The following is a 23680-nucleotide window of genomic DNA, read 5'->3' as shown; positions in this document are numbered from 1 at the left end:
CGCGCATCAGGAAGGCCCGCGCAAGCGGGCCTTTTCTTTTGCACTGCGGTTTGGCGCGTGCGGGGCTTTGTGGTCTGATGCCGCCTTTCCCGCATCCGCGTGCCGCATGCCCGCCATCGCCTCCCAACTCGACCCGCGCTCGCCCGACTTCACCGCCAACGCGGCCTATCACCGCGTCCTGGTGCAGGAACTGGACCGCCGGCTCGCGCGTGCCGCGGAAGGCGGCGGCGACAAGGCCCGCAGCAAGCACACCGAGCGCGGCAAGCTGCTCGCGCGCGACCGCATCACCGCCCTGCTCGACCCCGGCTCGCCGTTCCTCGAGATCGCGCCGCTCGCCGCCGAGGACATGTACGACGGCGCCGCACCGGCCGCGGGCATGGTGTGCGGCATCGGTCGCGTGATGGGGCTGGAAGTCGTCGTCGTGGCCAACGACGCCACCGTCAAGGGCGGCACCTACTTCCCGATGACGGTGAAGAAGCACCTGCGCGCGCAGGAGATCGCCCGCGAGAACCGGCTGCCGTGCATCTACCTGGTCGATTCCGGCGGCGCGTTCCTGCCGCTGCAGGACGAGGTCTTCCCGGACCGCGAGCATTTCGGCCGGATCTTCTACAACCAGGCGCGACTCAGCGCGGAGAACATCCCGCAGGTCGCCGTGGTGATGGGCAGCTGCACCGCCGGCGGCGCCTACGTACCGGCGATGTGCGACGAGAGCGTCATCGTGCGCGAACAGGGCACGATCTTCCTCGGCGGTCCGCCGCTGGTGAAGGCCGCGACCGGCGAGGTGGTGGATGCCGAGGCCCTCGGCGGGGCGGACGTGCACACCAGCGTGTCGGGCGTGGCCGACCATTTCGCCGAGGACGATCGTCATGCGCTGGAGATCGCGCGCGGCATCGTCGGCCACCTCAACCGCTGCAAGACCGTGCCGGTCGCACTGCGCGAGGCGCGCGAGCCGCTGTACGCCGCCGAGGAGCTCTATGGCATCGTGCCCAAGGACACGCGCCGGCCGTTCGACATCCGCGAAGTCATCGCCCGCATCACCGACGGCAGCGAACTGGACGAGTTCAAGGCGCGCTACGGCAAGACCCTGGTGACCGGCTTCGCCCATCTGCACGGCTATCCCGTCGGCATCATCGCCAACAACGGCATCCTGTTCGGCGAGAGCGCGCTCAAGGGCGCGCATTTCATCGAGCTGTGCAACCAGCGCGGCATCCCGCTGGTGTTCCTGCAGAACATCACCGGCTTCATGGTCGGCCGCAAGTACGAGAACGCCGGCATCGCCAAGGACGGGGCCAAGATGGTCACTGCCGTGGCGTGCTCGTCGGTGCCCAAGTTCACCGTGGTGATCGGTGGCAGCTTCGGCGCGGGCAACTACGCCATGTGCGGCCGCGCCTACGGCGCCCGTTTCCTGTGGATGTGGCCGAACGCGCGCATCAGCGTGATGGGCGGCGAGCAGGCCGCCAGCGTGCTCGCCACGGTGAAGCGCGACGGCATCGAAGCCTCCGGCAAGGCGTGGTCGGCGGAGGACGAGGACGCGTTCAAGGCGCCCATCCGCGACCAGTACGAAACCCAGGGCAGCCCGTGGTACGCCACCGCGCGCCTGTGGGACGACGGCATCATCGATCCGGCCGACACCCGCCGCGTGCTGGGCCTGGGCATTTCGGCCTCGCTCAACGCACCGATCGAACCGGCGAAGTTCGGCGTGTTCCGGATGTAGCCGATGTCCTCGCAGATCGTCCTCGTCACGGGCGGGAGCCGGGGGATCGGCGCGGCGACGTCGCTGCTCGCGGCCGAACGCGGTTACGCCGTAGGCGTGAACTACCGCCGCGACGCGGATGCGGCCGCGTCCATCGTGCAGCGGATCACCGCGGCGGGCGGCCGCGCCATCGCCTTGCAGGCCGATGTGTCGGATGAAGCCGACGTGGTCGCCATGTTCGACCGGCTGGACCACACGCTGGGCCCGGTGACCGCGCTGGTCAACAATGCCGGCATCCTGGAAATGCAGATGCGCGTCGACGCGATGGACGCCGACCGCATCAACCGCATCCTTGCCACCAACGTGACCGGCACCCTGCTCTGCTGCCGCGAAGCCGTGCGCCGCATGTCGACCCGCCATGGCGGCCGCGGCGGCGCGATCGTCAACGTGTCGTCGGTCGCGGCGAAGACCGGGTCGCCCGGGGAGTACGTCGATTACGCCGCGTCCAAGGGCGCGATGGATACGCTGACCGTCGGCCTGGCCCAGGAAGTCGCGCAGGAAGGCATCCGCGTGAATGCGGTCCGGCCCGGCTTCATCTACACCGGCATGCACGCGGACGGCGGCGAGCCGGGACGCGTCGAACGGGTCAAGGCCTTCGTGCCGATGCGGCGTGGCGGCCTGCCGGACGAGGTGGCCGAAGCCATCCTGTGGCTGCTGTCGTCCCGGGCGGCCTATTCCACCGGCACCTTCATCGACGTCGCCGGCGGGCGGTGAATCGGCTCCCCCGCTTCAGGCATGTGAGCGGCGCGTAGACAACTCCGGCTGGAACGTGAACCGGTGTGATGGGGCGCGTACGGCATCGCCGTTTGGCAGGCGTGATCACAGCGTGACGTTCCGCGGATTGGCGATAGTCCAATGCCCTGCCACCCCGGAGCATCCCCTGCATGTCCATCTGGAAAGACCAAGGCCCCGCAAAGAAAGAGGCCGTCCCGCCCCCCTCCGAGCCCACGCCCGCCGGCGTGCGTGAGGCCCCGGCGGTCGCCGACTTCTCCCCGACCGTGACCGCCCCGCCGGGCACCCGCGCACCGGAGCGCGCGCCGCAGGAAACGCTCAAGGAATCGCTGATCGCCTCCGACCTGACCATCGAAGGCAAGATCGAGGGCACCGGCCACATCCGCATCGCGGGCAAGTTCAAGGGCGACGTCAACGTGCAGGGCGATCTCACCATCGAGACCGGCGCCAAGCTCAACGGCGGCGTACGGGCAAAGAAGGTCACCATCGCCGGCGAGCTGGAGGGCAACATCGAATCGGCCGCACGCGTCGAACTGCTGGCGTCCGGCGTGCTGATCGGCGACGTCAAGGCCGGCTCCCTCACCGTTGCCGCCGGCTCGCGGATGCGCGGCCAGGCCGACTTCGGTTGGGACGAGCCCGCCGCCAAGGGCGGCAAGTCCGGCAGCACGGAGCCCGGCGCCGCCGCATGAGCCAACCCCGCCCTGGCAGTGCCGGCGCCACCCGCACCTGCCCGCACTGCAAGGCGACGATCCTGGAGAGCGCGGCGGTCTGTCCCGGCTGCCGCCACCATCTGCGTTTCGAACCCGGTGCGGGCGCGAATGGGGCGCCCGCGCTCACCCCGCTGCGCATCGAGGGGACGTTGCAGCCCCCCGCAGAGGGAGCGGCCTGGGAATACAGCGTGGTGCTCTCCATCCGCAACGACCGTGGCGAAGAAGTGACCCGCCAGGTTGTCGGCGTCGGCGCCATGCAGCCCCACGAGCAACGCAGCTTCGTCCTGTCGGTCGAACTCAACCCCGCCACCGGCAAAGCCGCGGGACGGCGCACCCGGCACTGACGCCCTCCCCGCCCACGGTACGTCCCGTTACACTCGGCATCGACAAGGACGCCAGCAGGGGGCTGGATGATCGTCGGCATCGATTTGGGGACCACGCATTCGCTGATCGGCTACCACGGGCCCGACGGCCCGGTGCTTATCCCGAACGCGCTGGGTGAACTGCTGACGCCATCGGTCGTCAGCGTGGATGCGGACGAGGCGCTCATCGTCGGTCGGGCCGCCGTGGACCGATTGATCACCCATCCACAGCGCACCGTCGCGAGCTTCAAGCGCTGGATGGGCACCAACCGCGTCAGCCGCCTCGGCAAGCATGCACTGCGCCCGGAAGAACTGTCGGCCCTGGTCCTGCGCGCGCTTGTCGCCGATGCGGAGAGCCATTTCGGCAGTCCCGTCACCGAGGCCGTGATCAGCGTGCCGGCGTACTTCGGCGACGCGCAGCGCAAGGCCACCCGTATCGCCGGCGAGCTGGCCGGCATCAAGGTCGAACGCCTCATCAACGAACCTACCGCCGCCGCCATGGCCTATGGCCTGCAGCAGCGCGACGGGGGCGGACGCTTCCTGGTATTCGACCTCGGTGGCGGCACCTTCGATGTCTCGATCCTGGAAATGTTCGACGGCGTGATGGAAGTCCACGCCAGCGCCGGCGACAACTTCCTTGGCGGAGAGGATTTTCTCTCCGCGTTGCGCGATGCCTGCCTGCGCGAGCTCAAGGTCGACGCAGCCAGCCTGACGGCCAGCGAAGATGCCCAGCTGAGGCGCCGCCTGGAGTCGGCCAAGCGCGAACTGTCGAACACATCCGGCGGTCCCGTAGACGTCGATATCCTGCTGGGCGGCGAGCCGCGGCGTTGGCAGATCGACGAAGCGGGCTTCTCGCGGCTGTGCGAGCCATTGGTGCAGCGCATGCGCGCGCCGCTGGAGCGGGCCATGCGCGACGCGCGCCTTGCGCCGGGCCAGCTGGACGACATCGTTCTGGTCGGCGGCGCGTCGCGGATGCCGCTGACCGCGCGGTTGGTGTCGCGGATGTTCGGTCGCCTGCCCTTGCGGCACATCAACCCGGACGAAGCGATTGCGCTGGGTGCGGCGGTGGCCGCCGGCATGAAGGCGCGCGACGAATCGCTGGAAGAGATCATCCTCACCGACGTGTGTCCCCATTCGCTCGGCGTGGACACCGCGCAGGACGACGGGCGTGGGCAGGTCACCACCGGCTTGTTCTCCCCGATCATCCACCGCAACGCGACCGTGCCGGTCAGCCGGGTCGAACGCTACCAGCCGATGCGCGACCAGCAGACGCAGGTGGAGTTCAACATCTACCAGGGCGAAAGCCCGCGCGTGGAGAACAACGTCAAGCTGGGCACGATCTCGGTGAAGGTCCCGGCGCGCGCCGCGCACGAGAACCCCGTTGACATCCGCTTCACCTACGACGTCAATGGGTTGCTGCAGGTAGAAGCCACTATCGTGGCGACCGGGCAGACCCATGAGGTGGTCCTGCAGCAGAACCCAGGCGTGCTGACCCAGGACGAGATCCGCCAGCGCCTGGCGGCGTTGTCCCAATTGAAGGTGCATCCCCGTGACCAACAGGAGAATCTCCTGGTGATCGCCCGCGCCGAGCGCCTGTACGAGGAACTTCTCTGGGCGCGTCGCGACCTTCAGGACGCCCTGGTACGCTTCCGCATGGTGCTGGACGGCCAGGATCCCCTGCAGATCCGTGAACACCGTGCCGATTTCGCGCGGATGCTGGAGAGCATCGAGGCGCAGGGGTGAACGATGGGCCGTATGCCCTGCTGGATATCGATGAGGACGCTGACGAGCGCACCATCAAGCGCGCGTATGCGCGCCTGCTGAAAGTCCACAGGCCCGATGACGATCCGGAAGGATTCCAGCGCCTCAACCAGGCCTACCAATTCTGTCTCAGCCAATTGAAGGGCGGCGGACCCGAAGCGCCACGGGGCTTCGTCTTCGACGCGCCGGGCGCACCTGCCACATCCGCCTCCGAGCCTGTGCCTGCCGTTGCCCCCTCATTCGACATCGGAACGTTCGTCGTTGCCCTGTTCGACCTCTCGCAAACGGCCAGCGGCCGCGACGTCCTCCGGTGGTTGCAGGCGCACCCGGCGTTCTATTCGATCGGTGCGCGTGAAACCCATGCTTATGAGATCGTCGACGCGCTGCTACGGAAGCCGGCACTGCCGCCGCGGCACGTGGCCGCGGTCATGCACTTCCTGGGACTGGATACGGCGGGTCCTGCGCGCGCCCAGCTCGAGACGTACGTCATCGCACTGGAGCGCTATGCACAGATGACGCTCGAAGATGCCGAATCGATCCGGAAGCCTTACGCGGAACCCTCTTCCTCATCGTCCTCCGGCAGCTTGGGTTGGTCCTTCGGCGTGGCCATTTGGATGATGCTACTAGCGATGCTTTCAGTGACACGCTGTTCCGGAGCGGCACCATGACCGACGCCTTTGCCCTCCTCGGCCTGCCCGCAGACGCGGACGAACGCGCCATCAAGCGTGCCTATGCCCGCCTGCTGAAGACGACACGGCCGGACGAGGATCCGGCGGGGTTCCAGCACTTGCACGAGGCCTATCAGGAAGCGTTGTCGCTGATACGCGGACAGGTGCTCGAGGTAGCCGGCGCCGATGCGTACAGTGCCGAGGCCTCGCCGGATACGCCGGCGCCGGATACCTCATCTCCCGCGCTGCATGCGGGACATTCAAGCGCGCTAGCGCACGAGCCCCCCACGCCCCGGATCGACGAGGCAACGTTGCGCGCGGAGTTGATCGCCCGCGCGGAGGGAGATCTGCCTTCTGCGTTCCGCCACTACCTTGAGCACCATCCCGCCCTGTACGGCCTGGAAGTGAAACGCCGCATCGGGCAGGCAATCTTCGAGAGCATTGCGTACGAAGAAGTGCAGGTGCGGCCCGGGACCCTGGCCGTCCTCGCGGAGTTCTTCGGGTTCACCCCACCGGAGTGGGTGGAACGACGCCAGCAGGTCTTGCAGGCGGTCTCCACGGAGAACACTGACGCCTTCGACGAGGACCGACCACTGACCATCCGACAGCTGAAGCGCGCCTTCGGATGGCCCCTCGCGCTCGTCCTGGCGTGCGTCCCCGGTTTCGCATTTCGCGCAGCGCGTCTGTCGCAACGACTGACGGCGGATTACGGCGATGACGTGCCGGGCCTCGATGGCCGACAGCAGGTCTTCTTCGAGCGCATTGCCGACCCTTTCTATGCCGGTCCATGGCGCTGGGCGACCGTCCTCGTCACCGCGGCGTTCGCGACCCTGGCTATCGCCAGTCTGTGTGCGGTGGTCGGGCTCGCGCCCGAGCGCCAACAGCGCATGATGGGTCTCGCGTTCGTCGCCGTGGCCGGCATGTTGTGCATCTGGCACGCGATGCGTGCTCTGTGGGCGCTACGCGAACGGCCTGCCACCCTGCATTCGCCATGGATCGCACTGATGCCGGTCTGGCTGGCCGTCGCGGGATTGTGGGTGGCCTGGTGGCTGCCGCAGCTGCCGGCGCTCGCGTTCGCGCTCGTGCTGCCCGCCGCGCTGCTCCATTTCCGCCAGTTCTTCGATGCGCTGCGTTTCGCGGTCGGCACGAGTTGGCTTGTGCGTGCGCTGCCCATGCCTGACCTGCCGTCGCCCTGGTTGCTTGCGCTGGCAGGCGCCGCCATCGGCATGACCGCCTGCGACTGGGCCTACGCGAAGCGGCACCGGATCAGCATCGCGGCCGCCGCCGGCAACCGCTGGACGACGATCGCGTCTTTCACGGTGTTCGTGGGACTGGGCATCGCGGGTCTGGCGATCCGTTACGGTTGATCCGCCAACTCAACCACACCCGTCGCAGCCGCCGCAGTCCTTGCCGGCGATCCGGCCGTTCACCAGGCTGCCGGCCGGTGCGATCCACCGGCCCAAGGCATGCTGCCAGTTCGACCGGCCTTCGCGCAGCAGCGGCAGCGCCAGCGCGATCCGCGCCTTGCGCAGTGGACCGGGAAACTGCTTCTTCAGCACCACCCACGCGCTGGCCACCACCAGGATCGCGATGACGGCGTACTGCAGGGCGAGCGAGGCGTCCATCGCTCAGCCGGCCCCCAGTGCGCTGGCGACCTGGTAGGTCAGCAGCGAGGCCAAGTAGGCCAGTGCGAAGAGATAGAACGTCGCGAAACCCATCTGCTTCCACGAGTTGGTCTCGCGCTTGATCGTCGCCAGCGTGGAGATGCACATGGGCGCATAGATGAACCACACCAGCAGCGACAGCGCGGTCGCAAGTGACCAACCATCGCTGATCACCGGCGTCAGCGCCTGGATGGCCGCGTCATCGTCGGCGGCGGACAGCGCATAGATCGTCGCCAGCGACGACACCGCGACTTCGCGCGCGGCCAGGCCGGGGATCAACGCGATGCAGATCTGCCAGTTGAACCCCAGCGGCGAGAAGAACACGGCCATCGCATGGCCGATGCGGCCGGCGAAGCTGTAGTCGATCGCCGGGCCGATCGCGCCCTCGGGCGGCGCCGGGAAGTTCAGCAGGAACCACAACAGGATCGTCAGCGCCAGGATGATGCCGCCGACGCGCTTGAGGAAGATCATCGCGCGCTCCCACAGGCCGATCAGCAGATCGCGTGGGTGCGGGATGCGGTAGGACGGCAGTTCCAGCAACAGAGCGTGCTCGCTCTTGTCGCGACGCCACTTCTTCATCACCCACGACACGATCAGCGCGCTGGCGATACCGGCGGCGTAGAGGCCGAACAGCACCAGGCCCTGCTGGTTGAAGACGCCCCACACGGTCTTCTGCGGAATGAACGCGCCGATGAGCAGCGCGTACACCGGCAGCCGCGCCGAGCAGGTCATCAGCGGTGCGACCAGGATCGTCGCCAGGCGGTCGCGCGGATCCTGGATGCTGCGCGTGGCCATGATGCCGGGGATGGCGCAGGCGAAGCTCGACAGCAGCGGGATGAAGGAACGGCCCGACAGCCCGGCCGACGCCATCATGCGGTCGAGCAGGAACGCGGCACGCGGCAGGTAACCGCTCTCTTCCAGCGCCAGGATGAAGGCGAACAGGATCAGGATCTGCGGCAGGAACACGACGACGCCGCCGAGGCCGGCGATGATGCCGTCCACCAGCAGGCTATTGAGCGGCCCTTCCGGCAACAGTGCACCGGCCCACTCGCCCAGCGCGCCGCTGCCGGCTTCGATCAGGTCCATCAGCGGCGTGGCCCAGGCGTACACCGCCTGGAAGATCAAAAACATCACCACCGCCAACGCCAGCAGACCGAACACCGGATGCAGCAGCCAGCGGTCCAGCGCGTCGTCGACCTTGGCCGTCCGGGTGGGCATGCTCACCGCCAGCGAGAGCAGGCGACGCGTCTCGGCGTGGAGGTCCGTGCCTTCGGCCAGGCGCTGGGTCGGTTCGTGCGGTTTTGCCGCGGTGCGGTCGATCTGTTCGACCAGTGCGCGCGCACCGTTATGCTTCACCGCGACGGTCTCGACGACCGGCACGCCCAGCTCGCGCTCGAGCGCGGCGAGATCGATGGCGATGCCGCGGCGCTGCGCGGCATCCATCATGTTGACGGCGAGGATCATCGGCTTGCCGAGCTCGCGCACTTCCAGCGCGAAGCGCAGGTGCAACCGCAGGTTGGTCGCATCGACCACGCAGACGAGCACGTCGGGCGCGGGTTCGCCGGGATAGAAGCCGCGGCAGACGTCCCGGGTGACCGCTTCGTCCAGGCTCGCCGCGTGCAGGCTGTACGCGCCCGGCAGGTCGAGCACGGCGTACTGCCGTCCCGACGCGGCGGAATGCAGGCGGCCTTCCTTGCGTTCCACCGTCACACCGGCGTAATTGGCGACCTTCTGGCGGCTGCCGGTCAGCTGGTTGAACAGTGCGGTCTTGCCGCAGTTCGGATTGCCGACCAGCGCCAGCCGCAGCGTCGAGGCTTCGGCCGCGCTCATGCCGTGGCTCCGTTGCGCAGGCGGATGCGCGCGGCTTCGGAACGGCGCAGCGCGAAGCGGGTGAAGCCCACCTGCACCAGCAGCGGCTCGGCGCCGAGCGGACCCTTCGCGACCACTTCCACTTCCTCGCCGTTGACGAAGCCCAGTTCGCGCAGGCGACGGGCGATCGAGTCCTGGGGACCGTGGTCTTCCACGGTATCGACGATGGCGGGGGTACGCGAAGGCAGGTCTGTCAGGATCACGCCGGGCTCTCAAATGCGAACTATTCTCATTGTAGCATCGCCGCAGTGCAGGAAGGCCGCAACGCAGCGTGCCGTTATCATTCGGCGACTTCGCAAGGAACGGTCGCAATGGCGGAATTGCCGCAGGAACACCCCCTCGTGCTCGGACGCACCGGCGCCATCGCCCGCCTGCGGCTGGACCGTCCCGCCCTCCACAACGCCTTCGATGCAGGCCTGATCTCGGCCCTGACCGCCACGCTGGAACAGCTGGCCGCGGACGCCGACGTGCGCGTGGTCGTGCTGGAAGGCAGCGGGGCGTCGTTCTCGGCCGGCGCGGACCTGAACTGGATGCGCGGCATGGCCGCCGCCAGCGAGGCGGAGAACCGGCAGGATGCGCTCGCCCTCGCCCGTCTCATGCGCACGCTGGACGAACTGCCAAAACCGACCATCGCCCGCGTGCACGGCGCTGCCTTCGGCGGCGGCGTGGGCCTGGTGGCCTGCTGCGATATCGCCATCGGCGTGCCGGCGGCGAAGTTCGGCCTGACCGAAAGCAAGCTGGGCCTGCTGCCGGCGGTGATCTCGCCCTATGTGATCGCGGCCATAGGTGCGCGCGAGGCGCGCCGCTGGTTCGCCACCGCCGAGATCTTCGACGCCGCCACCGCGCTGCGGATCGGCCTGCTGCACGAGGTGGTCGAAGCGGAGGCGCTCGATGCCGCCATCGAACGCCAGATCGCGCTGCTGCTGAAGGCGGGTCCGCTGGCCGCCGCCGGCGCGAAGCGACTGGTCGCGCGCGTCGCGGCCACCGCTGACCGCGACAGCATCGATGGCGACAACGCCGACCTGATCGCCGGATTGCGCATCTCGCCGGAAGGCCAGGAAGGCCTGTCCGCCTTCCTCGACAAGCGCGCGCCCGGCTGGGCGAAGGACTGAACCGATGATCGATCATCTGGGCATCGAAGTCGCCGATTACGCGCGCAGCCGCGCGTTCTACGAACGCGTGCTGGGTACTCTGGGCTACGGCGTCGTCATGGACGTGACGCGCGAGATGACCGGAGGCTATGAGGGTTGCGGCTTCGGCCCGCCGAATCGACCGCATTTCTGGGTCGGCAAGGGCAGTGGCGAGCCAGGCCGCGGTTCGCACATCGCGTTCAGGGCAGGCAGCCGCGCGCAGGTCGACGCATTCCATGCCGCGGCACTGGCGGCCGGTGCGCGCGACAACGGCGCCCCCGGACTGCGCGAGCATTACCACCCGAACTACTACGGCGCCTTCGCCATCGATCCGGACGGCCACAACATCGAAGCCGTCTGCCACCTGCCCGCGGACACCGACGCCTGATGTTCTCCAAGATCCTGATCGCCAATCGCGGCGAGATCGCCTGCCGCGTCATCCGCACCTGCCGTCGGCTGGGCATCGCCACCGTCGCCGTGTACTCCGAGGCCGACGCCGATGCGCAGCACGTGCGCCAGGCCGACGAGGCCTACCTGATCGGCGGACCGCGCCCGGCGGACAGCTATCTGCGCGGCGATGCCGTCATCGCGGCGGCCAAGGAGGCTGGCGCGCAGGCCATCCATCCCGGTTACGGCTTCCTGTCCGAGAACGCCGACTTCGCCGATGCGGTCGCGGCCGCGGGCCTGGTGTTCATCGGCCCGTCCGGCCCATCGATGCGCAAGATGGGCAGCAAGGCCGGCGCGAAGGAGCTGATGGCGGCGGCAGGCGTCCCGGTCGTGCCCGGCTACACCGGCGAGGACCAGTCGCCGAACACGCTGTCGCGCGAGGCCGCGCGCATCGGGTTCCCGCTGATGATCAAGGCGGCCCATGGCGGCGGTGGCAAGGGCATGCGCGTCGTCCACCGACTGGAGGACTTCATCGCCCAGTTGGAAAGCTGCCAACGCGAGGCCGCCAATGCCTTCGGCCGCGACCGCGTGCTGCTGGAACGCTACGTGTCCTCGCCGCGCCATATCGAGATCCAGGTGTTCGCCGATGCGCACGGCCACACGTTGCATCTCAACGAACGCGAGTGCTCGGCGCAGCGCCGCTACCAGAAGGTGCTGGAAGAATCGCCCTCGCCGTTCCTGACACCCGCACTGCGCACGGCGATGGGCGATGCCGCGGTGAAGGCCGCGCAGGCCATCGACTACGTCAACGCCGGCACGGTGGAATTCATCGTCGATCCCGACGGACAGTTCTACTTCATGGAGATCAACACGCGCCTGCAGGTGGAGCATCCGGTGACGGAACTGGTCACCGGCCTGGACCTGGTGGAGTGGCAGCTGCGTGTCGCGGCCGGCGAGCCCTTGCCGCTGGCGCAGGACGACATCCGCCAGCACGGGCACGCCATCGAAGTACGCCTGTACGCGGAAGATCCGGAAGCCGGCTTCCTGCCCGGTTCGGGGCGCCTCGAGCGGCTCGTCCTGCCCGACGCTTCGCCGGGCGTGCGGATCGATGCCGGCGTGGTCGAAGGCGACACGGTGACGATCTTCTACGACCCGATGATCGCCAAGCTGATCGTGCATGGCGCGGACCGCACCGAAGCCCTCGCCCGCCTGCGCGAAGCACTGGCCGGGTGCGACATCGCCGGACCCAAGTCCAACATCGCGTTCCTGGAGCGGCTGGCACGCCACCCGGCGATCGTCGAGGGCCGGATCGACACCGGCTACCTGGACCGCCACCTGGACGAGTTCATGCCGGCGCCGGGGTTGCCCGCCGGCCACCGGGTGGCCATCGCCGTGGCCGAACTGCTCCGCCAGGAAACCGAAGCGCAGGCCGCCTCATCGCGCAGTCAGGAGCCCGGCTCCCCCTGGGCGATCACCGACGGCTGGCGGCTCGGCCATGCGGGCGCCCGCCCGCTGGCGTTCCAGCACCGCGGTGAGGCCTGGGAAGGCCTGGCGCACGGCCATGGCGGCCGCTACCGGGTCGAGCTCGCCGACGGCCAGCACCAGGTGGAGGCGGCGCGGCTGACCGGCGACCAGCTCGGATTGCGTATTCATGGACAGGCGCGGCGATTCCGCGTCCTGCGCCACGGCACCCGCCTGACGCTGCATGATGGGGAACAACGGACGACGGTGGAGACGGTGCCTGCCTACCGGCGCGCGGATGCGGCCGAGGCGACAGGCAGCGGGAAGATCGTCGCCCCGATGCCGGGACGCGTGGTGCTGGTGAAGGCGCAGCCCGGCGATGCGGTCGCGGCCGGACAGGAGTTGCTGGTGATGGAAGCGATGAAAATGGAACTTGCCGTCAAGGCGCCACGCGATGGCGTGGTGGCGGACGTGCGCGCCAGCGCCGGCGACTTTGTCGAGGCCGATACCGTCCTCGTGGCGTTGGAATGAGGGTCGCCATGGCGCCGCTGCGACCGTTGACCGCCCTGCTGCTCGCGGCCAGCCTGTTGACCGGATGCGTCATGTTCGAACAAGCCCCTGCCCCGCTCGCCTGCGATCCGGATCTGGTCGGCCGCTGGATTCCCCTGCCCGACAGTCCGCAGGACCGCGTGCCGCTGGGCAAGGACGATTACGCGGAGGTCGATGCGCGTTGCCACGTCCGCCTGCGCGACAACAACCGCCGCGATGAACCCGGCTTCGATGCGCTCGGCTTCCAGGTCGATGGCGAGCGCTATCTGGCGCTGGGGTTCGAGGAACTGGAAGGCCTGTTCGGCACCGGCCAGGAGGCGCCGCCCACGCCCAAGGGCATGCCGGCAGGCGCCGTCACGTTGCTGAAATACCGTATCCATGACGATACGCTGCAGATCGCGATGCTCGACACGGTGACCATCATGCAGCGCGTCCAACAGGGCACTCTCAAGGCCCGCGAGACCGACGCCAGCACGTATCTCTTCGAAGGCAGCCCCGCGCAGCTGCGCACCCTGCTGGGCGAGCATCCGGAGTTGTTCGAGGCCTTCGACGGCAAGGCCAAGACCCTGCGCATGCGCCGGGCGAAGGCGGACAAGCGCCCATGAGCACGCACACGCCTCCGGCTGTGGCCAACGATTTCGTGCGCATCGTCGAGGTCGGCCCGCGCGACGGCCTGCAGAACGAGAAAACGCAGGTCGCCACCGCCGATAAAGTGGAACTGATCGACCGCCTGTCGCGCACCGGCTTGCTCACCATCGAGGCCACCAGTTTCGTCAGCCCCAAGTGGGTGCCGCAGCTGGCGGACGCCGCCGAGGTGTTCGCCGCCATCACCCGGCGCCCTGGGACCTCGTACCCGGTGCTCGTGCCGAACGAAACCGGCTACGACCGCGCGCGCGCCGTGGGCGTGGAGGAAGTGGCGGTGTTCACCGCCGCGTCGGAAGCCTTCAACCAGAAGAACATCAACGCGTCGATCGACGAATCGATCGAGCGTTTCCGGCCCGTGCTGGCGCGCGCCGCCGCCGATGGCGTCAAGGTCCGCGGCTACGTCTCCACCGTGCTCGGCTGCCCCTACCAGGGCGACGTGCCGCTGGCGGACGTGGTGCGCGTGGCGAAGCGATTGCACGCACTGGGGTGCTACGAGATTTCGCTGGGCGACACCATCGGCGTAGGCACGCCGCGCAAAGCCGCGGACATGCTGAAGGCGGTCGCCGACGAAGTACCCATGCCGGCGCTGGCGGTGCACTTCCACGACACCTACGGCCAGGCGCTGGCGAATCTGCTGGCCTGCCTCGACGTCGGCGTGCGCGTGGTCGATGCCGCAGTATCCGGTGCCGGTGGCTGCCCGTACGCGAAGGGCGCGAGCGGCAACGTCGCCAGCGAGGAAGTGGTCTACCTGCTGCATGGCCAGGGCCTGCGCACCGGCGTGGACCTGGACCTGCTCGCCGAGACCGGACGCTGGCTCGCCGCGCGCCTGGGCCGCGAAACCGGCAGCCGCGTCGGCAAGGCACTGGCGGCTGCGGCATGACCCACGACGCGGCCAGCGACGGGTTCGATCTGCAGGCGCTCGTCGCCGCGCTGGAGAGCGCCGCGGCAGAACGCGGCACGGACGACGCCACGGCCAACCTGCTGCGCCAGGCGCGCAAAGCGCTGCTCGCCAAGCAGCACGAAGCCGACACCGAGCGTTCGCGCTACCGCAACCTGTTCGATGCCGTGCCCGATCCGGTCAGCATCATCGCCGAGGACGGCACCGTACTGGACCTCAACAAGGCCGGCATGCAAGCCTACAAGCGGCCGCCGGAAGAGATCGTCGGGCGCAACATCAACGTGTTGAACCCGGACCTGCCGCGCGACCATTTGGTGCCGGTGTGGGAAACGTTGAACCGTGGCGAGACCTACGTCATCGAAGTCACCAACATGCGCGGCGACGGGACCCGGTTCCCGGTCGAAGTGCATTCGGCCAACATCAATTTCGACGGCCGCAAGAGCATCGTCGCGGTGGCGCGCGACATCAGCAGCCGCCGGCTCGCGGAAATGCGCTACCGCGAGCTGATGGAGACGATCGACAAGGGCATCGTGGTGAACAACCGCGACCTGGTGGTGCAGTACTGCAACGGCGCGGCGATGCGCATCTTCGGCATCCGCGAGGACCAGCGCGTCAATCACGAGTTGTCGCTCGACCGCTGGCACGTGGTCGACGAACACGGCCGCGAGATGCAGCGCAACGAGCTTCCCGCGCAGCGTGCCCTGAACAGCGGGCAGATGGTGGAGAGCGTGCTGCTGGGCATGTACCACCGTGAGCGCAAGCACCTGATCTGGGTGACGGCGACGTCGGTGCCGCAGTTCGCGCCCGGCGAGAGCCGCCCATCGCAGGTGACCACGCTGTTCAGCGACGTCACCGAGCTCAAGCGCGACAGCGCGCTGTTCGACCGCGCGCAATCGCTGGCCCACATCGGCGGCTGGGAATGGGACATCGGCCGCGACCGCATGTACCTCACCGACGAAGCGCAGCGCATCCTCGGTGCGGCACGTCCGCTGATCACCCTGGACGACATGCTCACCTGCCTGCGCGAGGCCGACCGCCGCCGGCTGCGCGGCGCGCTGGATCTCGTCACGGCCGGTGGCAAGGGCTTCGACCTGGAGTTGCAGGGCACGCAGGCCGACGGCCATCCGTTCTGGATCCGCGTGATCGGCGATGCGGAGCCCGGCGACCCGGGCGCTTCGCGCATCACCGGCACCATGCAGGACATCTCGCAGGACAAGCAGGCCGAAGAGACGCTGCGCATCCAGGCGCGGACCGACCCCCTCACCGGGCTGATGAACCGCGACGCCGTGCTGACCGAACTGGGCGCGCGCCTGTCCGATCCCGAGCGCGCGCAGGTGGCGGTGCTCTACATCGACCTGGACCGCTTCAAGATGGTCAACGACGTCCTCGGCCACAACGCCGGCGACGAACTGCTCGTGCAGGCCTCCGACCGCATCCGCGGCGCCGTGGGCACCGACGGCATGATCGCCCGCTTCGGCGGCGACGAGTTCCTGGTGATCTGCGACGCCGGCGACGACCCGCAGCTGCCCGAGCAGCTGGCGCACGCGGTGCTGGGCGCGTTCGCGGACTCGTTCCGGTTCGGCAAGGACGAATTCGCCATCACCGCGAGCATCGGCTTGGCCGTGGCGCCGGGCGACGGCCTGCGGCCGCAACAGCTGATCCAGAATGCCGACATCGCGATGTACGACAGCAAGCATCGCGCACGCAACGGATGGCAGAGCTTCACCCAGGAGCTGGCGCAGCGGCAGCAGGACCGCCTGCAGATCGAAACGCAACTGCGGCGCGCGGTGGACAACGAGGAATTCCGCCTCGTCTACCAGCCGCAGGTCGACCTGCGCAACGGCCACATCATCGCGGCCGAAGCGCTGATCCGCTGGCAGAACCACCAACTGGGCGAACTGCGCCCCGACGTGTTCATCAGCCATGCGGAGACCACCGGCGACATCGTGCGGATCGGCAGTTGGGTGCTGCGCGAGGCCTGCCGCCAGGTGGCCGCGTGGCGCGACCAGGGACTGGGCATCGTGCGGGTGGCGGTCAACGTCTCGTACCGGCAGTTCGCCGGCGACGACCTCGCCGATCGCGTGCGCGCGATCCTCGCCGAATTCGACCTGCCGGGCGCCGCGCTGGAGCTGGAATTCACCGAGCGCGTGCTGATCGAGGACGCGCCGGCCACGCTGCGCACCTTCGCCGACCTGCGCCAGTTGGGCGTGGTACTGACCATCGACGACTTCGGCGAGGGCTACAGCGCGCTGAACTACCTGCGCCGGCTGCCCATCCACGGCCTCAAGCTGAGCCCGCTGTTCACCGAAGGCGTGCCGAACAACCGCTCCGACGTCGCCGTCTGCCAAGCGGTCTCGGCCATCGCCCGCAGCCTGGGGCTGGGACTGGTCGCCGAGGGCGTCGAATCCGAAGCACAGCGCCAGTTCCTGCTCAACCTGGGCGTCCCGGTGGGTCAGGGCTTCCTGTTCGCCCCGGGCCTGTCGCCGGACGAATTCGCACGGCGGCTGGCCGACACCCCGCTGGAGCGCGCGTTGCACGCCTGAATCCCGCATAGAGTGGGCAGGTGTGGGAGCGACGTCAGTCGCGATGAGGCTTCACAGGGAACGTTCATTCGCGACTGACGTCGCTCCCACGGGACGCACGCCCGTCACCGGCATTGCCCCCCGCCATCGCGTAAAATGCGGCCCTTTCCGCAGCAGGTCCGCCGCATGCAGCTTTCCGATACCCGCGCCGTCATCACCGGCGGCGTCTCCGGCCTGGGGCTGGCCGTCGCCCGTCATCTGGTCCAGCACGGCGGCAAGGTCGCCCTGTTCGACGTCAACGACGACAAGGGCGCCGCCGCCGTCGCGGAGCTGGGAGAAGCCAACGCGCGCTACGTCCGTACCGACGTCACCGACGAAGCCGGCGTGTCCGCCAACATCGCCGCCGCGAAGGCGTTCCTCGGTGGCCTGAACGCCGCGATCAACTGCGCCGGCATCCTCGGCGCGGGACGCGTGCTCGGCAAAGAGGCACCGATGCCGCTGTCCACGTTCCAGTCGACCGTGATGGTCAACCTGGTGGGCAGCTTCAACGTGGCCAAGGCAGCGGCGGATGCAATGCAGCACAACACCCCGAACGCCGACGGCGAACGCGGCGTCATCGTCAACACGGCGAGCGTGGCGGCGTACGAAGGCCAGATCGGCCAGGCGGCCTACTCGGCGTCGAAGGGCGGCGTGGTCGGCATGACCCTGCCGATGGCCCGCGAGCTCTCGCGCTTCGGCATCCGCGTGATGACCGTGGCGCCGGGCATCTTCTGGACGCCGATGGTCGACGGCATGCCCGAGGCCGTACAGCAGTCGCTCAGTGCGTCGATCCCCTTCCCGTCCCGCCTGGGCAAGCCGGAGGAGTTTGCCGATCTGGTCGCCTACATCCTCGGCAACACCTACCTCAACGGCGAGACCATCCGCCTGGACGGCGCCGTGCGGCTGGCGCCGAAGTAAGTCCACCGAACTCTTTCCCTTACTACCTACGGTTCATCCATGAAGGCTTTCGACATCAAGAAGGGCAACGTCGTCGAACACAACGGCGGCGTGTACCAGATCCGCGACATCGAGCGCAGCTCGCCGCAGGGCCGCGGCGGCAACGTGCGCTTCCGTTTCATCATGTACAGCGTGCCGGGCGGCAACAAGCTCGACGCCAGCTTCGACGCCGACGACAACCTGTCCGAAGTGGAGCTGCTGCGCCGCCAGGCGACGTACTCCTACAAGGACGGTGACGCGTTCGTGTTCCTTGATGACGAGGACTACACGCCGTACACGCTGGATGCCAATGTCATCGGCGACGATGCCGGTTACATCACCGACGGCCTGAGCGGCTGCTACGTGCAGGTGATCGACGAACTGCCGGTCGCGCTGCAGCTGCCGCAGCACGTGACCCTGGAAGTGGTGGAAACCCCGCCGGAACTGAAGGGCGGCACCGCCACCAAACGCCCGAAGCCGGCCAAGCTCAGCACCGGCATCGAGATCATGGTGCCGGAGTACATCACCAACGGCGAGCGCATCCTGGTCAACACGACCACCGGCGAATTCGGCGGCCGCGCCGACTGACGCGCCGTTACGACGCGCCTGCGGCCGCCAGGGCCCGCAGGCGCGCGCCGATCGTCTCCACATTGGCCTCGATGCCGCGAAGCGCTTCGCGTTGCTCCTCAGGAAGCCAGCGCTCCAGATCGCGACGCAACGATGCGTCCTGGCTACGCAGCCGCGCCACCCTCGCCTGCGCTTCAGCGGCGATACGCGTGCGCTCCACCGATTGCGGCAATCCGTAGCCTTCCTGTGCGAGTTCCGCGGGCCGGCTGACGAAGCTGGTGTCGCCCAGCCAGGCCTTCAGCGCCTGCACGGCGAGCGCGGCATCCTCGGGCACGTCGCGCCCGAGGTACCGCCGCTTCAGTTCGTCGCGCAACAGCAACTGCTGCCGGCGCAGCGCCGCGGTCTCCAGCACCAGCAATGCAGCGCTCGCTTTCAAGTCAGCGTCGGGCATCCAGCGCGCGCGTTCGCCCGGCGCCAGCGACAGCCACGCTTGGACATCGCGCTGCGGCAATGCCAGCGCCTCGCGCGCGACGGCGAACAATGCGTCGTAACGTGCGCTCGCCGGTTCGAAGTAATACCCCTGGCGCCGGGCCTGCTCTGCATCGTCGAGTGGGCTGCGATCGGCGATACCCTCCCGCGCCAGTTTCTCCAGCAGACCCGTGGGCGTGATACTCGCCAAGGGTGCTTTCGCCAATCGCGGCACCCCGTCGTGCAGGAGTTTCCAGGTCTCGACGGCGCAGTTGTTGCTGATGAAGTAGTAGCGTCCGTCATAGCTCCAGTGCAGCTGCGCGGCCCGCTCCAGCAGCGACGCGATCTCGTCCTGGCGCAGACGCAGCGGAATGGATTGCAGGCCACGCAGCTCGACCTTCGTGTACTCCTCGATCACCTGGTCCAGCGGCAGCAGGAACAACCTGGACGGATAGGATCCGGTCAACCCGCGCCAGCCGGAGATCTGCACATCGCCCACGAACGCGCGGAACGACACCACACGGTGGTGGGCGAGATCCAGACGGCAGTCGGGACCGGGCGGGCGTCCCGGCGCGCACACCACCAGCCGTAGCATGCTGTGGCCCCAGCGGCTCATCGCCTGCGTGTTGCCTTCGGCCAACAGGTAGTCAACTTCGTAGACGCGCGCGGGATCCATCGCGAGCAGGGCCGCGTCGCCGCGAGCGGCGTCGGCTTCCAGGAACGGCAGGCCGGGCGCGCACGCCGCGTCGACCGCCGGCTCGCCGAAATGCATCGCGAAATGGCGATGCAGGGCTGGGCGCCGGCATGCATACGTCGGATCGAGCACGTAGTGCTCCAGGTTCACCGCCACGAATTCCGACGGTCGCGTCAGCTCGTAACGATCCGGGCTGCGTGCGGTGAAATCGTTGCGGCTGCGCCGACCTGCGATGCGGAATACGCTGCGCTGCCAACCCGCCAGGTCGCGCAGGCGCGCATCCCCGGACAAGACATTGCGATGCGCGCGGTCGTACGCGTGGGCGAGTTCGTGGACGAGCGCCTTGCGCGCAGCGGAGGCGTCCGGATTGTCCAGCAGGTCACGATCGAGCCACAGCCGCCGGCCATGGCGACGGCCCTGCACGTCGTGCGGCAGATCGGTGCGCCATGCCAGGACCAGATCCCGCGGCAATCCGCCCCGCCACGCGCGCGGCAAACGGGCGAGGACATCGTCGACGAGCGTCTGTGTGGCCGCGACCTGCGCCGCATCCAATCCCGCAGGATCGACGCGGACGGCGAAAGCAGGAATGGCGTGGCCCATCAGCACGCAGGCCAGGGCCACGCCGATGCGCCGGCCCCATGGCCGACGCGGCACCATCAACGCGCCAGGATCGCCTGCGCCAGCTGCATGTCGCTGGCACGACGCGCGGCTTCGTCCGTCTCGCGCAGGTGGCGCAGCGCGGCTTCCAGCTGCGCGCCGCGGATGCGGCCATGGCTGGCGACGAAGCTGGCGGCATCCTCGCGTGCCTGCAGGACGATCTTGTCGTCGCCGGAGGAGCTGTCGGAGGACGCGGACGAACCCGCGGACGACGCGCCCGCGGAGCTGCCGGCAAAGCTGCCGGCCAGGGCGGGGACGGAAAGCGCCAGCAGCACGCCGGCCAGGATCAAACGGGACATGGAATCTTCCGGTGGGCACGCCGTCGGCGGCGCGGTGCGCAAAGCCTACCCGCAAACGCTGCGCGCAGGATGAACCCGCATCACCCTTGCGCGTCGAAGAGCTTGCCGGGATTCATCAGTCCGTTGGGATCCAGCACACGCTTGACGCCACGCATCACCGCGATCTCTTCGGCGCTCCGTGTGCTTTCCAGGTAGCCTTTCTTCACCAGGCCGATGCCGTGTTCGGCGGAAATGCTGCCCTGGTGGCGCTGCAGCGACGCGGCCAGCAGCTTGGTGACCTGCTCGCATTGGGTGACGAAATCCGCATCCCCCACGTCGTCGGGCTTGAGCACGTTGATGTGCAGGTTGCCGTCGCCGATATGACCGAACCAGACCACGTCGAACTGCGGGTAAGCCTCGCCCAGCAAGGCCTGGGTCTCCGCGAGAAAGGCCGGCATCGCGGAAATCCGCACCGACACGTCGTTCTTGTAGGGCTTGTAGCGGGCGAGCGCTTCGGTGATGCCCTCGCGCAGGCGCCACAGTTGCGCGGCCTGGGCGTCGGATTGGCTGATCACGCCATCGCTGACCCAGCCCTGCTCCATGCAGGCTTCGAAGGCCGCCATCGCCGCGGCTTCCTTCGCCTCGTCGCCGATGGCGAATTCGGTGACCACGTAGTACGGATGCACCTCGTCGAACGGCTTCTGCGCGCCGTGCGCCAGCACGTGGTGCAGCGCTCGGTCGGTGAAGAACTCGAAGGCCTCCAGTTGCAGGCGCTCGCGGAATGCCGCGAACACCTGCATCAGCACGTCGAACGACGGCAGCGCCAACAGCATGACGTTGGTCGGCGGCGGCGGATCGGTCAGGCGCACGGTGGCTTCGACCACCACGCCCAGCGTACCCTCCGAGCCGATGAACAAATGGCGCAGGTCGTAGCCGCTGGAATTCTTGATCAGCGCCTTGTTGAGCTCCAGCACCTCGCCGGCGCCGGTGACGACCTTCAACCCGGCGATCCACTCGCGGGTGTTGCCGTAGCGGATCACCCGGATGCCACCGGCATTGGTCGCGATATTGCCGCCGATGGCGCAGGAACCGCGCGCGGCGAAGTCCACCGGATAGACCAGCCCATGCTCGCGCGCCGCGTTGTGCACGGCTTCCAGCGGCATGCCGGCCTGCACGGTGAGCGTGCGGTCCACCGCATTGAAATCGAGCGCCTGGTTCATGCGCTCCAGGCTGAGCACCAGCTCTCCGTTCGCTGCCACCGCGCCGCCGGACAGGCCGGTGCGACCGCCGGAGGGCACGACGGCGACGCCGTGCGCGTTCGCCCAGCGCACCACCACCTGCACCTCGTCCACCGTCGCGGGCAGCGCGATCGCCAGGGGCGCGGGCGTCCAGCGCCGGGTCCAGTCGCGGCCATAGTGCTCCAGGTCGGCGGGATCGGTCTTCAGGCGCAGCGCCGGGGCGGCGTCGAGCAGGGCTTGCAGGCGCGGATCGCTCATTGCGGAGGTGGATTTTCGGGGGCGCTCAGGGTGCCAGCGATGCTGCGCTGCGTCCAGCCGAGAAGGGGTCCGTTTCAGAGGCAACCAAACCCAAAAAACGGCAACCGAGCATTCCATTCCGCGCCGCAGCATCGACGGCGTGCATCTGGCATAGTGGCGACCCTTTCCCTTCCCCCGCTGCGACCTTCCAGCATGTCGAACAAGAAGACCTCGTACCCGAAGCAGGACATCCGCGTACTGTTGCTGGAGGGGGTCAGCCAGACCGCGGTGGAGACCTTCCGCGCGGCGGGCTATACGCAGATCGAGTTCCACGAGAAGTCGCTGCCGGAAGCCGAACTCAAGCAGCGCATCGCCGACGCCCACATCGTCGGCATCCGCTCGCGCACCCACCTCACCGACGACGTGCTGGCGCAGGCGCGCCGGTTGATCGCGGTGGGCTGCTTCTGCATCGGCACCAACCAGGTGGACCTGGAAGCCGCTGAACTGGCCGGCATTCCTGTCTTCAACGCGCCTTACTCCAACACCCGCAGCGTGGCCGAACTGGTCGTCGCCCAGGCCATCCTGCTGATGCGCGGCATCCCGCAGAAGAACGCCGAATGCCACCGCGGCGGCTGGAGCAAGTCCGCGGCGGGCAGCCACGAGGTGCGCGGCAAGACGCTGGGCATCATCGGTTATGGCCACATCGGCACCCAGGTCGGCGTGCTGGCCGAGTCGCTGGGCATGCACGTGCTTTTCCACGATATCGAGACCAAGCTGTCGCTGGGCAATGCGCGCCCGGCCATCAGCCTGGACGACCTGCTGGCACTGAGCGACGTGGTGACCTTGCACGTGCCGGAGACCGCGGCGACCAAGGACATGTTCGGTGCGGCGCAGATCGCGAAGATGAAGCGCGGCGCCCACCTGATCAACGCCTCACGCGGCACCGTCGTCGACATCGACGCGCTGGCCGATGCGTTGAAGTCCGGCCACGTCGGCGGCGCGGCGGTGGACGTGTTCCCGGTAGAGCCCAAGGGCAACGCCGAGTCGTTCGAATCGCCGCTGCGGGGGCTCGACAACGTCATCCTGACCCCGCACGTCGGCGGCTCCACGCTCGAAGCGCAGGACAACATCGGCATCGAGGTCGCAGCCAAGCTGGTCCGCTACAGCGACAACGGCAGCACGCTGTCGGCGGTGAATTTCCCCGAAGTCACCCTGCCCGGCCACGACGGCAGCCGCCGCATCCTCCACATCCATCGCAACGTGCCCGGCGTGCTGTCGCAGATCAACGACATCTTCCGCGACCGCGGCATCAACATCGACGGCCAGTTCCTGCGTACCGACCCGAAAGTCGGCTACGTCGTCATCGACGTCACCGCCGACGAGGAACAGACGGCCAGCCTGCGCGACGCGATGGCGGCCATCCCGGGCACGCTGCGCGTACGCGTGCTGTACTGA

General features: G+C 68.4%; 22 protein-coding genes. 16 read left to right on the top strand and 6 right to left on the bottom strand.

Features of this window, described 5'->3' with window-relative positions; genetic code table 11:
* The first annotated feature begins 106 nt into the window (after window positions 1–106).
* The 7 genes from BLT45_RS08745 (at window position 107) to BLT45_RS18420 (ending at window position 7353) form a co-directional block, all read left to right on the top strand.
* Window positions 107–1714: a carboxyl transferase domain-containing protein gene (locus tag BLT45_RS08745; protein WP_093297502.1), complete on the top strand. Its 1608-nt coding sequence runs from the start codon at window positions 107–109 to the stop codon at window positions 1712–1714.
* Between the two features lie 3 nt (window positions 1715–1717).
* Window positions 1718–2467, top strand: coding sequence for an SDR family oxidoreductase (locus BLT45_RS08740; RefSeq protein ID WP_093297498.1), 750 nt, complete (start codon window positions 1718–1720; stop codon window positions 2465–2467).
* Window positions 2468–2637: 170 nt separating this feature from the next.
* Window positions 2638–3174 carry a bactofilin family protein gene (locus BLT45_RS08735; protein ID WP_093297495.1) on the top strand — a complete coding sequence of 179 codons (537 nt, stop codon included), beginning with the start codon at window positions 2638–2640 and terminating at the stop codon, window positions 3172–3174.
* A complete protein-coding gene (locus BLT45_RS08730) occupies window positions 3171–3539 on the top strand; it encodes a hypothetical protein (protein ID WP_093297491.1) in 369 nt (122 codons plus the stop codon). Before BLT45_RS08735 ends, BLT45_RS08730 begins: the two co-directional genes overlap by 4 nt.
* Before the next feature lie 66 nt (window positions 3540–3605).
* Window positions 3606–5300 (top strand): molecular chaperone HscC, encoded by a 1695-nt coding sequence (locus BLT45_RS08725; RefSeq protein WP_093297488.1) that lies wholly within the window; start codon window positions 3606–3608, stop codon window positions 5298–5300.
* Window positions 5297–5986: a J domain-containing protein gene (locus BLT45_RS08720; RefSeq protein WP_093297484.1), complete on the top strand. Its 690-nt coding sequence runs from the start codon at window positions 5297–5299 to the stop codon at window positions 5984–5986. The genes BLT45_RS08725 and BLT45_RS08720 overlap by 4 nt, the downstream gene beginning before the upstream one ends.
* Window positions 5983–7353, top strand: coding sequence for a J domain-containing protein (locus BLT45_RS18420; protein ID WP_093297480.1), 1371 nt, complete (start codon window positions 5983–5985; stop codon window positions 7351–7353). Before BLT45_RS08720 ends, BLT45_RS18420 begins: the two co-directional genes overlap by 4 nt.
* Before the next feature lie 9 nt (window positions 7354–7362).
* Here the strand turns inward: BLT45_RS18420 and BLT45_RS08710 are convergent, their stop codons facing one another.
* The 3 genes from BLT45_RS08710 to BLT45_RS08700 are packed head-to-tail and all read right to left on the bottom strand — an operon-like array spanning window position 7363 to window position 9722.
* On the bottom strand, window positions 7363–7611 hold the full coding sequence (locus tag BLT45_RS08710) for a DUF6587 family protein (protein ID WP_093297477.1): 249 nt from the start codon (window positions 7609–7611) through the stop codon (window positions 7363–7365).
* Window positions 7612–7614: 3 nt separating this feature from the next.
* Window positions 7615–9480, bottom strand: a complete 1866-nt coding sequence (gene feoB / locus BLT45_RS08705) for a ferrous iron transport protein B (RefSeq protein WP_093297474.1) — start codon at window positions 9478–9480, stop codon at window positions 7615–7617.
* Window positions 9477–9722 carry a FeoA family protein gene (locus BLT45_RS08700; RefSeq protein WP_093297471.1) on the bottom strand — a complete coding sequence of 82 codons (246 nt, stop codon included), beginning with the start codon at window positions 9720–9722 and terminating at the stop codon, window positions 9477–9479. The genes feoB and BLT45_RS08700 overlap by 4 nt, the downstream gene beginning before the upstream one ends.
* Window positions 9723–9830: 108 nt before the next feature.
* Here BLT45_RS08700 and BLT45_RS08695 point away from each other — a divergent pair, with 108 nt between their 5' ends.
* From BLT45_RS08695 to yeiP, 8 genes are all read left to right on the top strand, one after another.
* Entirely contained in the window at window positions 9831–10631 is an 801-nt protein-coding gene (locus BLT45_RS08695; protein WP_093297469.1) for an enoyl-CoA hydratase-related protein, read from the top strand.
* Between the two features lie 4 nt (window positions 10632–10635).
* Window positions 10636–11037, top strand: a complete 402-nt coding sequence (locus tag BLT45_RS08690; protein ID WP_093297467.1) for a VOC family protein — start codon at window positions 10636–10638, stop codon at window positions 11035–11037.
* Complete coding sequence (locus BLT45_RS08685; protein WP_093297464.1) at window positions 11037–13028, top strand: acetyl/propionyl/methylcrotonyl-CoA carboxylase subunit alpha; 1992 nt, start codon at window positions 11037–11039, stop codon at window positions 13026–13028. Before BLT45_RS08690 ends, BLT45_RS08685 begins: the two co-directional genes overlap by 1 nt.
* A gap of 8 nt (window positions 13029–13036) precedes the next feature.
* Window positions 13037–13651, top strand: a complete 615-nt coding sequence (locus tag BLT45_RS08680) for a hypothetical protein (RefSeq protein WP_093297461.1) — start codon at window positions 13037–13039, stop codon at window positions 13649–13651.
* Window positions 13648–14571: a hydroxymethylglutaryl-CoA lyase gene (locus BLT45_RS08675; RefSeq protein WP_093297458.1), complete on the top strand. Its 924-nt coding sequence runs from the start codon at window positions 13648–13650 to the stop codon at window positions 14569–14571. Before BLT45_RS08680 ends, BLT45_RS08675 begins: the two co-directional genes overlap by 4 nt.
* Window positions 14568–17132, top strand: coding sequence for a sensor domain-containing protein (locus BLT45_RS08670; protein WP_093297455.1), 2565 nt, complete (start codon window positions 14568–14570; stop codon window positions 17130–17132). The genes BLT45_RS08675 and BLT45_RS08670 overlap by 4 nt, the downstream gene beginning before the upstream one ends.
* 165 nt (window positions 17133–17297) lie before the next feature.
* Window positions 17298–18068, top strand: coding sequence for an SDR family NAD(P)-dependent oxidoreductase (locus BLT45_RS08665; protein ID WP_093298767.1), 771 nt, complete (start codon window positions 17298–17300; stop codon window positions 18066–18068).
* A 39-nt stretch (window positions 18069–18107) separates the two neighbouring features.
* Window positions 18108–18674, top strand: coding sequence for an elongation factor P-like protein YeiP (gene yeiP / locus BLT45_RS08660; protein ID WP_093297452.1), 567 nt, complete (start codon window positions 18108–18110; stop codon window positions 18672–18674).
* 7 nt (window positions 18675–18681) lie between these two features.
* On the opposite strand, the gene BLT45_RS08655 is transcribed toward yeiP, so the two are convergent.
* The 3 genes from BLT45_RS08655 to BLT45_RS08645 form a co-directional block, all read right to left on the bottom strand.
* Window positions 18682–20436 carry a DUF7844 domain-containing protein gene (locus BLT45_RS08655; RefSeq protein WP_254771815.1) on the bottom strand — a complete coding sequence of 585 codons (1755 nt, stop codon included), beginning with the start codon at window positions 20434–20436 and terminating at the stop codon, window positions 18682–18684.
* Window positions 20437–20471: 35 nt separating this feature from the next.
* Window positions 20472–20771: a DUF2388 domain-containing protein gene (locus tag BLT45_RS08650; protein ID WP_093297448.1), complete on the bottom strand. Its 300-nt coding sequence runs from the start codon at window positions 20769–20771 to the stop codon at window positions 20472–20474.
* Between the two features lie 80 nt (window positions 20772–20851).
* Complete coding sequence (locus tag BLT45_RS08645; protein WP_093297446.1) at window positions 20852–22246, bottom strand: FAD-binding oxidoreductase; 1395 nt, start codon at window positions 22244–22246, stop codon at window positions 20852–20854.
* A gap of 192 nt (window positions 22247–22438) precedes the next feature.
* On the opposite strand from BLT45_RS08645, the gene serA reads away from it, so the two are divergent.
* Window positions 22439–23680 carry a phosphoglycerate dehydrogenase gene (gene serA / locus BLT45_RS08640; RefSeq protein WP_093297443.1) on the top strand — a complete coding sequence of 414 codons (1242 nt, stop codon included), beginning with the start codon at window positions 22439–22441 and terminating at the stop codon, window positions 23678–23680.

It is taken from the genome of Pseudoxanthomonas sp. CF385 (assembly GCF_900104255.1).
GTDB lineage: Bacteria > Pseudomonadota > Gammaproteobacteria > Xanthomonadales > Xanthomonadaceae > Pseudoxanthomonas_A.
The sequence above is the reverse complement of the archived record's forward strand: the minus strand, read 5'-3'. Positions and strand labels throughout refer to the sequence as shown.

Coding starts and splice junctions, on each gene's coding strand:
- BLT45_RS08745 (WP_093297502.1), top strand. CDS start 107: ATGCCCGCCATCGCCTCCCAACTCGACCCGCGCTCGCCCGACTTCACC.
- BLT45_RS08740 (WP_093297498.1), top strand. CDS start 1,718: ATGTCCTCGCAGATCGTCCTCGTCACGGGCGGGAGCCGGGGGATCGGC.
- BLT45_RS08735 (WP_093297495.1), top strand. CDS start 2,638: ATGTCCATCTGGAAAGACCAAGGCCCCGCAAAGAAAGAGGCCGTCCCG.
- BLT45_RS08730 (WP_093297491.1), top strand. CDS start 3,171: ATGAGCCAACCCCGCCCTGGCAGTGCCGGCGCCACCCGCACCTGCCCG.
- BLT45_RS08725 (WP_093297488.1), top strand. CDS start 3,606: ATGATCGTCGGCATCGATTTGGGGACCACGCATTCGCTGATCGGCTAC.
- BLT45_RS18420 (WP_093297480.1), top strand. CDS start 5,983: ATGACCGACGCCTTTGCCCTCCTCGGCCTGCCCGCAGACGCGGACGAA.
- BLT45_RS08710 (WP_093297477.1), bottom strand. CDS start 7,611: ATGGACGCCTCGCTCGCCCTGCAGTACGCCGTCATCGCGATCCTGGTG.
- feoB (WP_093297474.1), bottom strand. CDS start 9,480: ATGAGCGCGGCCGAAGCCTCGACGCTGCGGCTGGCGCTGGTCGGCAAT.
- BLT45_RS08695 (WP_093297469.1), top strand. CDS start 9,831: ATGGCGGAATTGCCGCAGGAACACCCCCTCGTGCTCGGACGCACCGGC.
- BLT45_RS08690 (WP_093297467.1), top strand. CDS start 10,636: ATGATCGATCATCTGGGCATCGAAGTCGCCGATTACGCGCGCAGCCGC.
- BLT45_RS08685 (WP_093297464.1), top strand. CDS start 11,037: ATGTTCTCCAAGATCCTGATCGCCAATCGCGGCGAGATCGCCTGCCGC.
- BLT45_RS08680 (WP_093297461.1), top strand. CDS start 13,037: ATGGCGCCGCTGCGACCGTTGACCGCCCTGCTGCTCGCGGCCAGCCTG.
- BLT45_RS08675 (WP_093297458.1), top strand. CDS start 13,648: ATGAGCACGCACACGCCTCCGGCTGTGGCCAACGATTTCGTGCGCATC.
- BLT45_RS08670 (WP_093297455.1), top strand. CDS start 14,568: ATGACCCACGACGCGGCCAGCGACGGGTTCGATCTGCAGGCGCTCGTC.
- BLT45_RS08665 (WP_093298767.1), top strand. CDS start 17,298: ATGCAGCTTTCCGATACCCGCGCCGTCATCACCGGCGGCGTCTCCGGC.
- yeiP (WP_093297452.1), top strand. CDS start 18,108: ATGAAGGCTTTCGACATCAAGAAGGGCAACGTCGTCGAACACAACGGC.
- BLT45_RS08650 (WP_093297448.1), bottom strand. CDS start 20,771: ATGTCCCGTTTGATCCTGGCCGGCGTGCTGCTGGCGCTTTCCGTCCCC.
- BLT45_RS08645 (WP_093297446.1), bottom strand. CDS start 22,246: ATGAGCGATCCGCGCCTGCAAGCCCTGCTCGACGCCGCCCCGGCGCTG.
- serA (WP_093297443.1), top strand. CDS start 22,439: ATGTCGAACAAGAAGACCTCGTACCCGAAGCAGGACATCCGCGTACTG.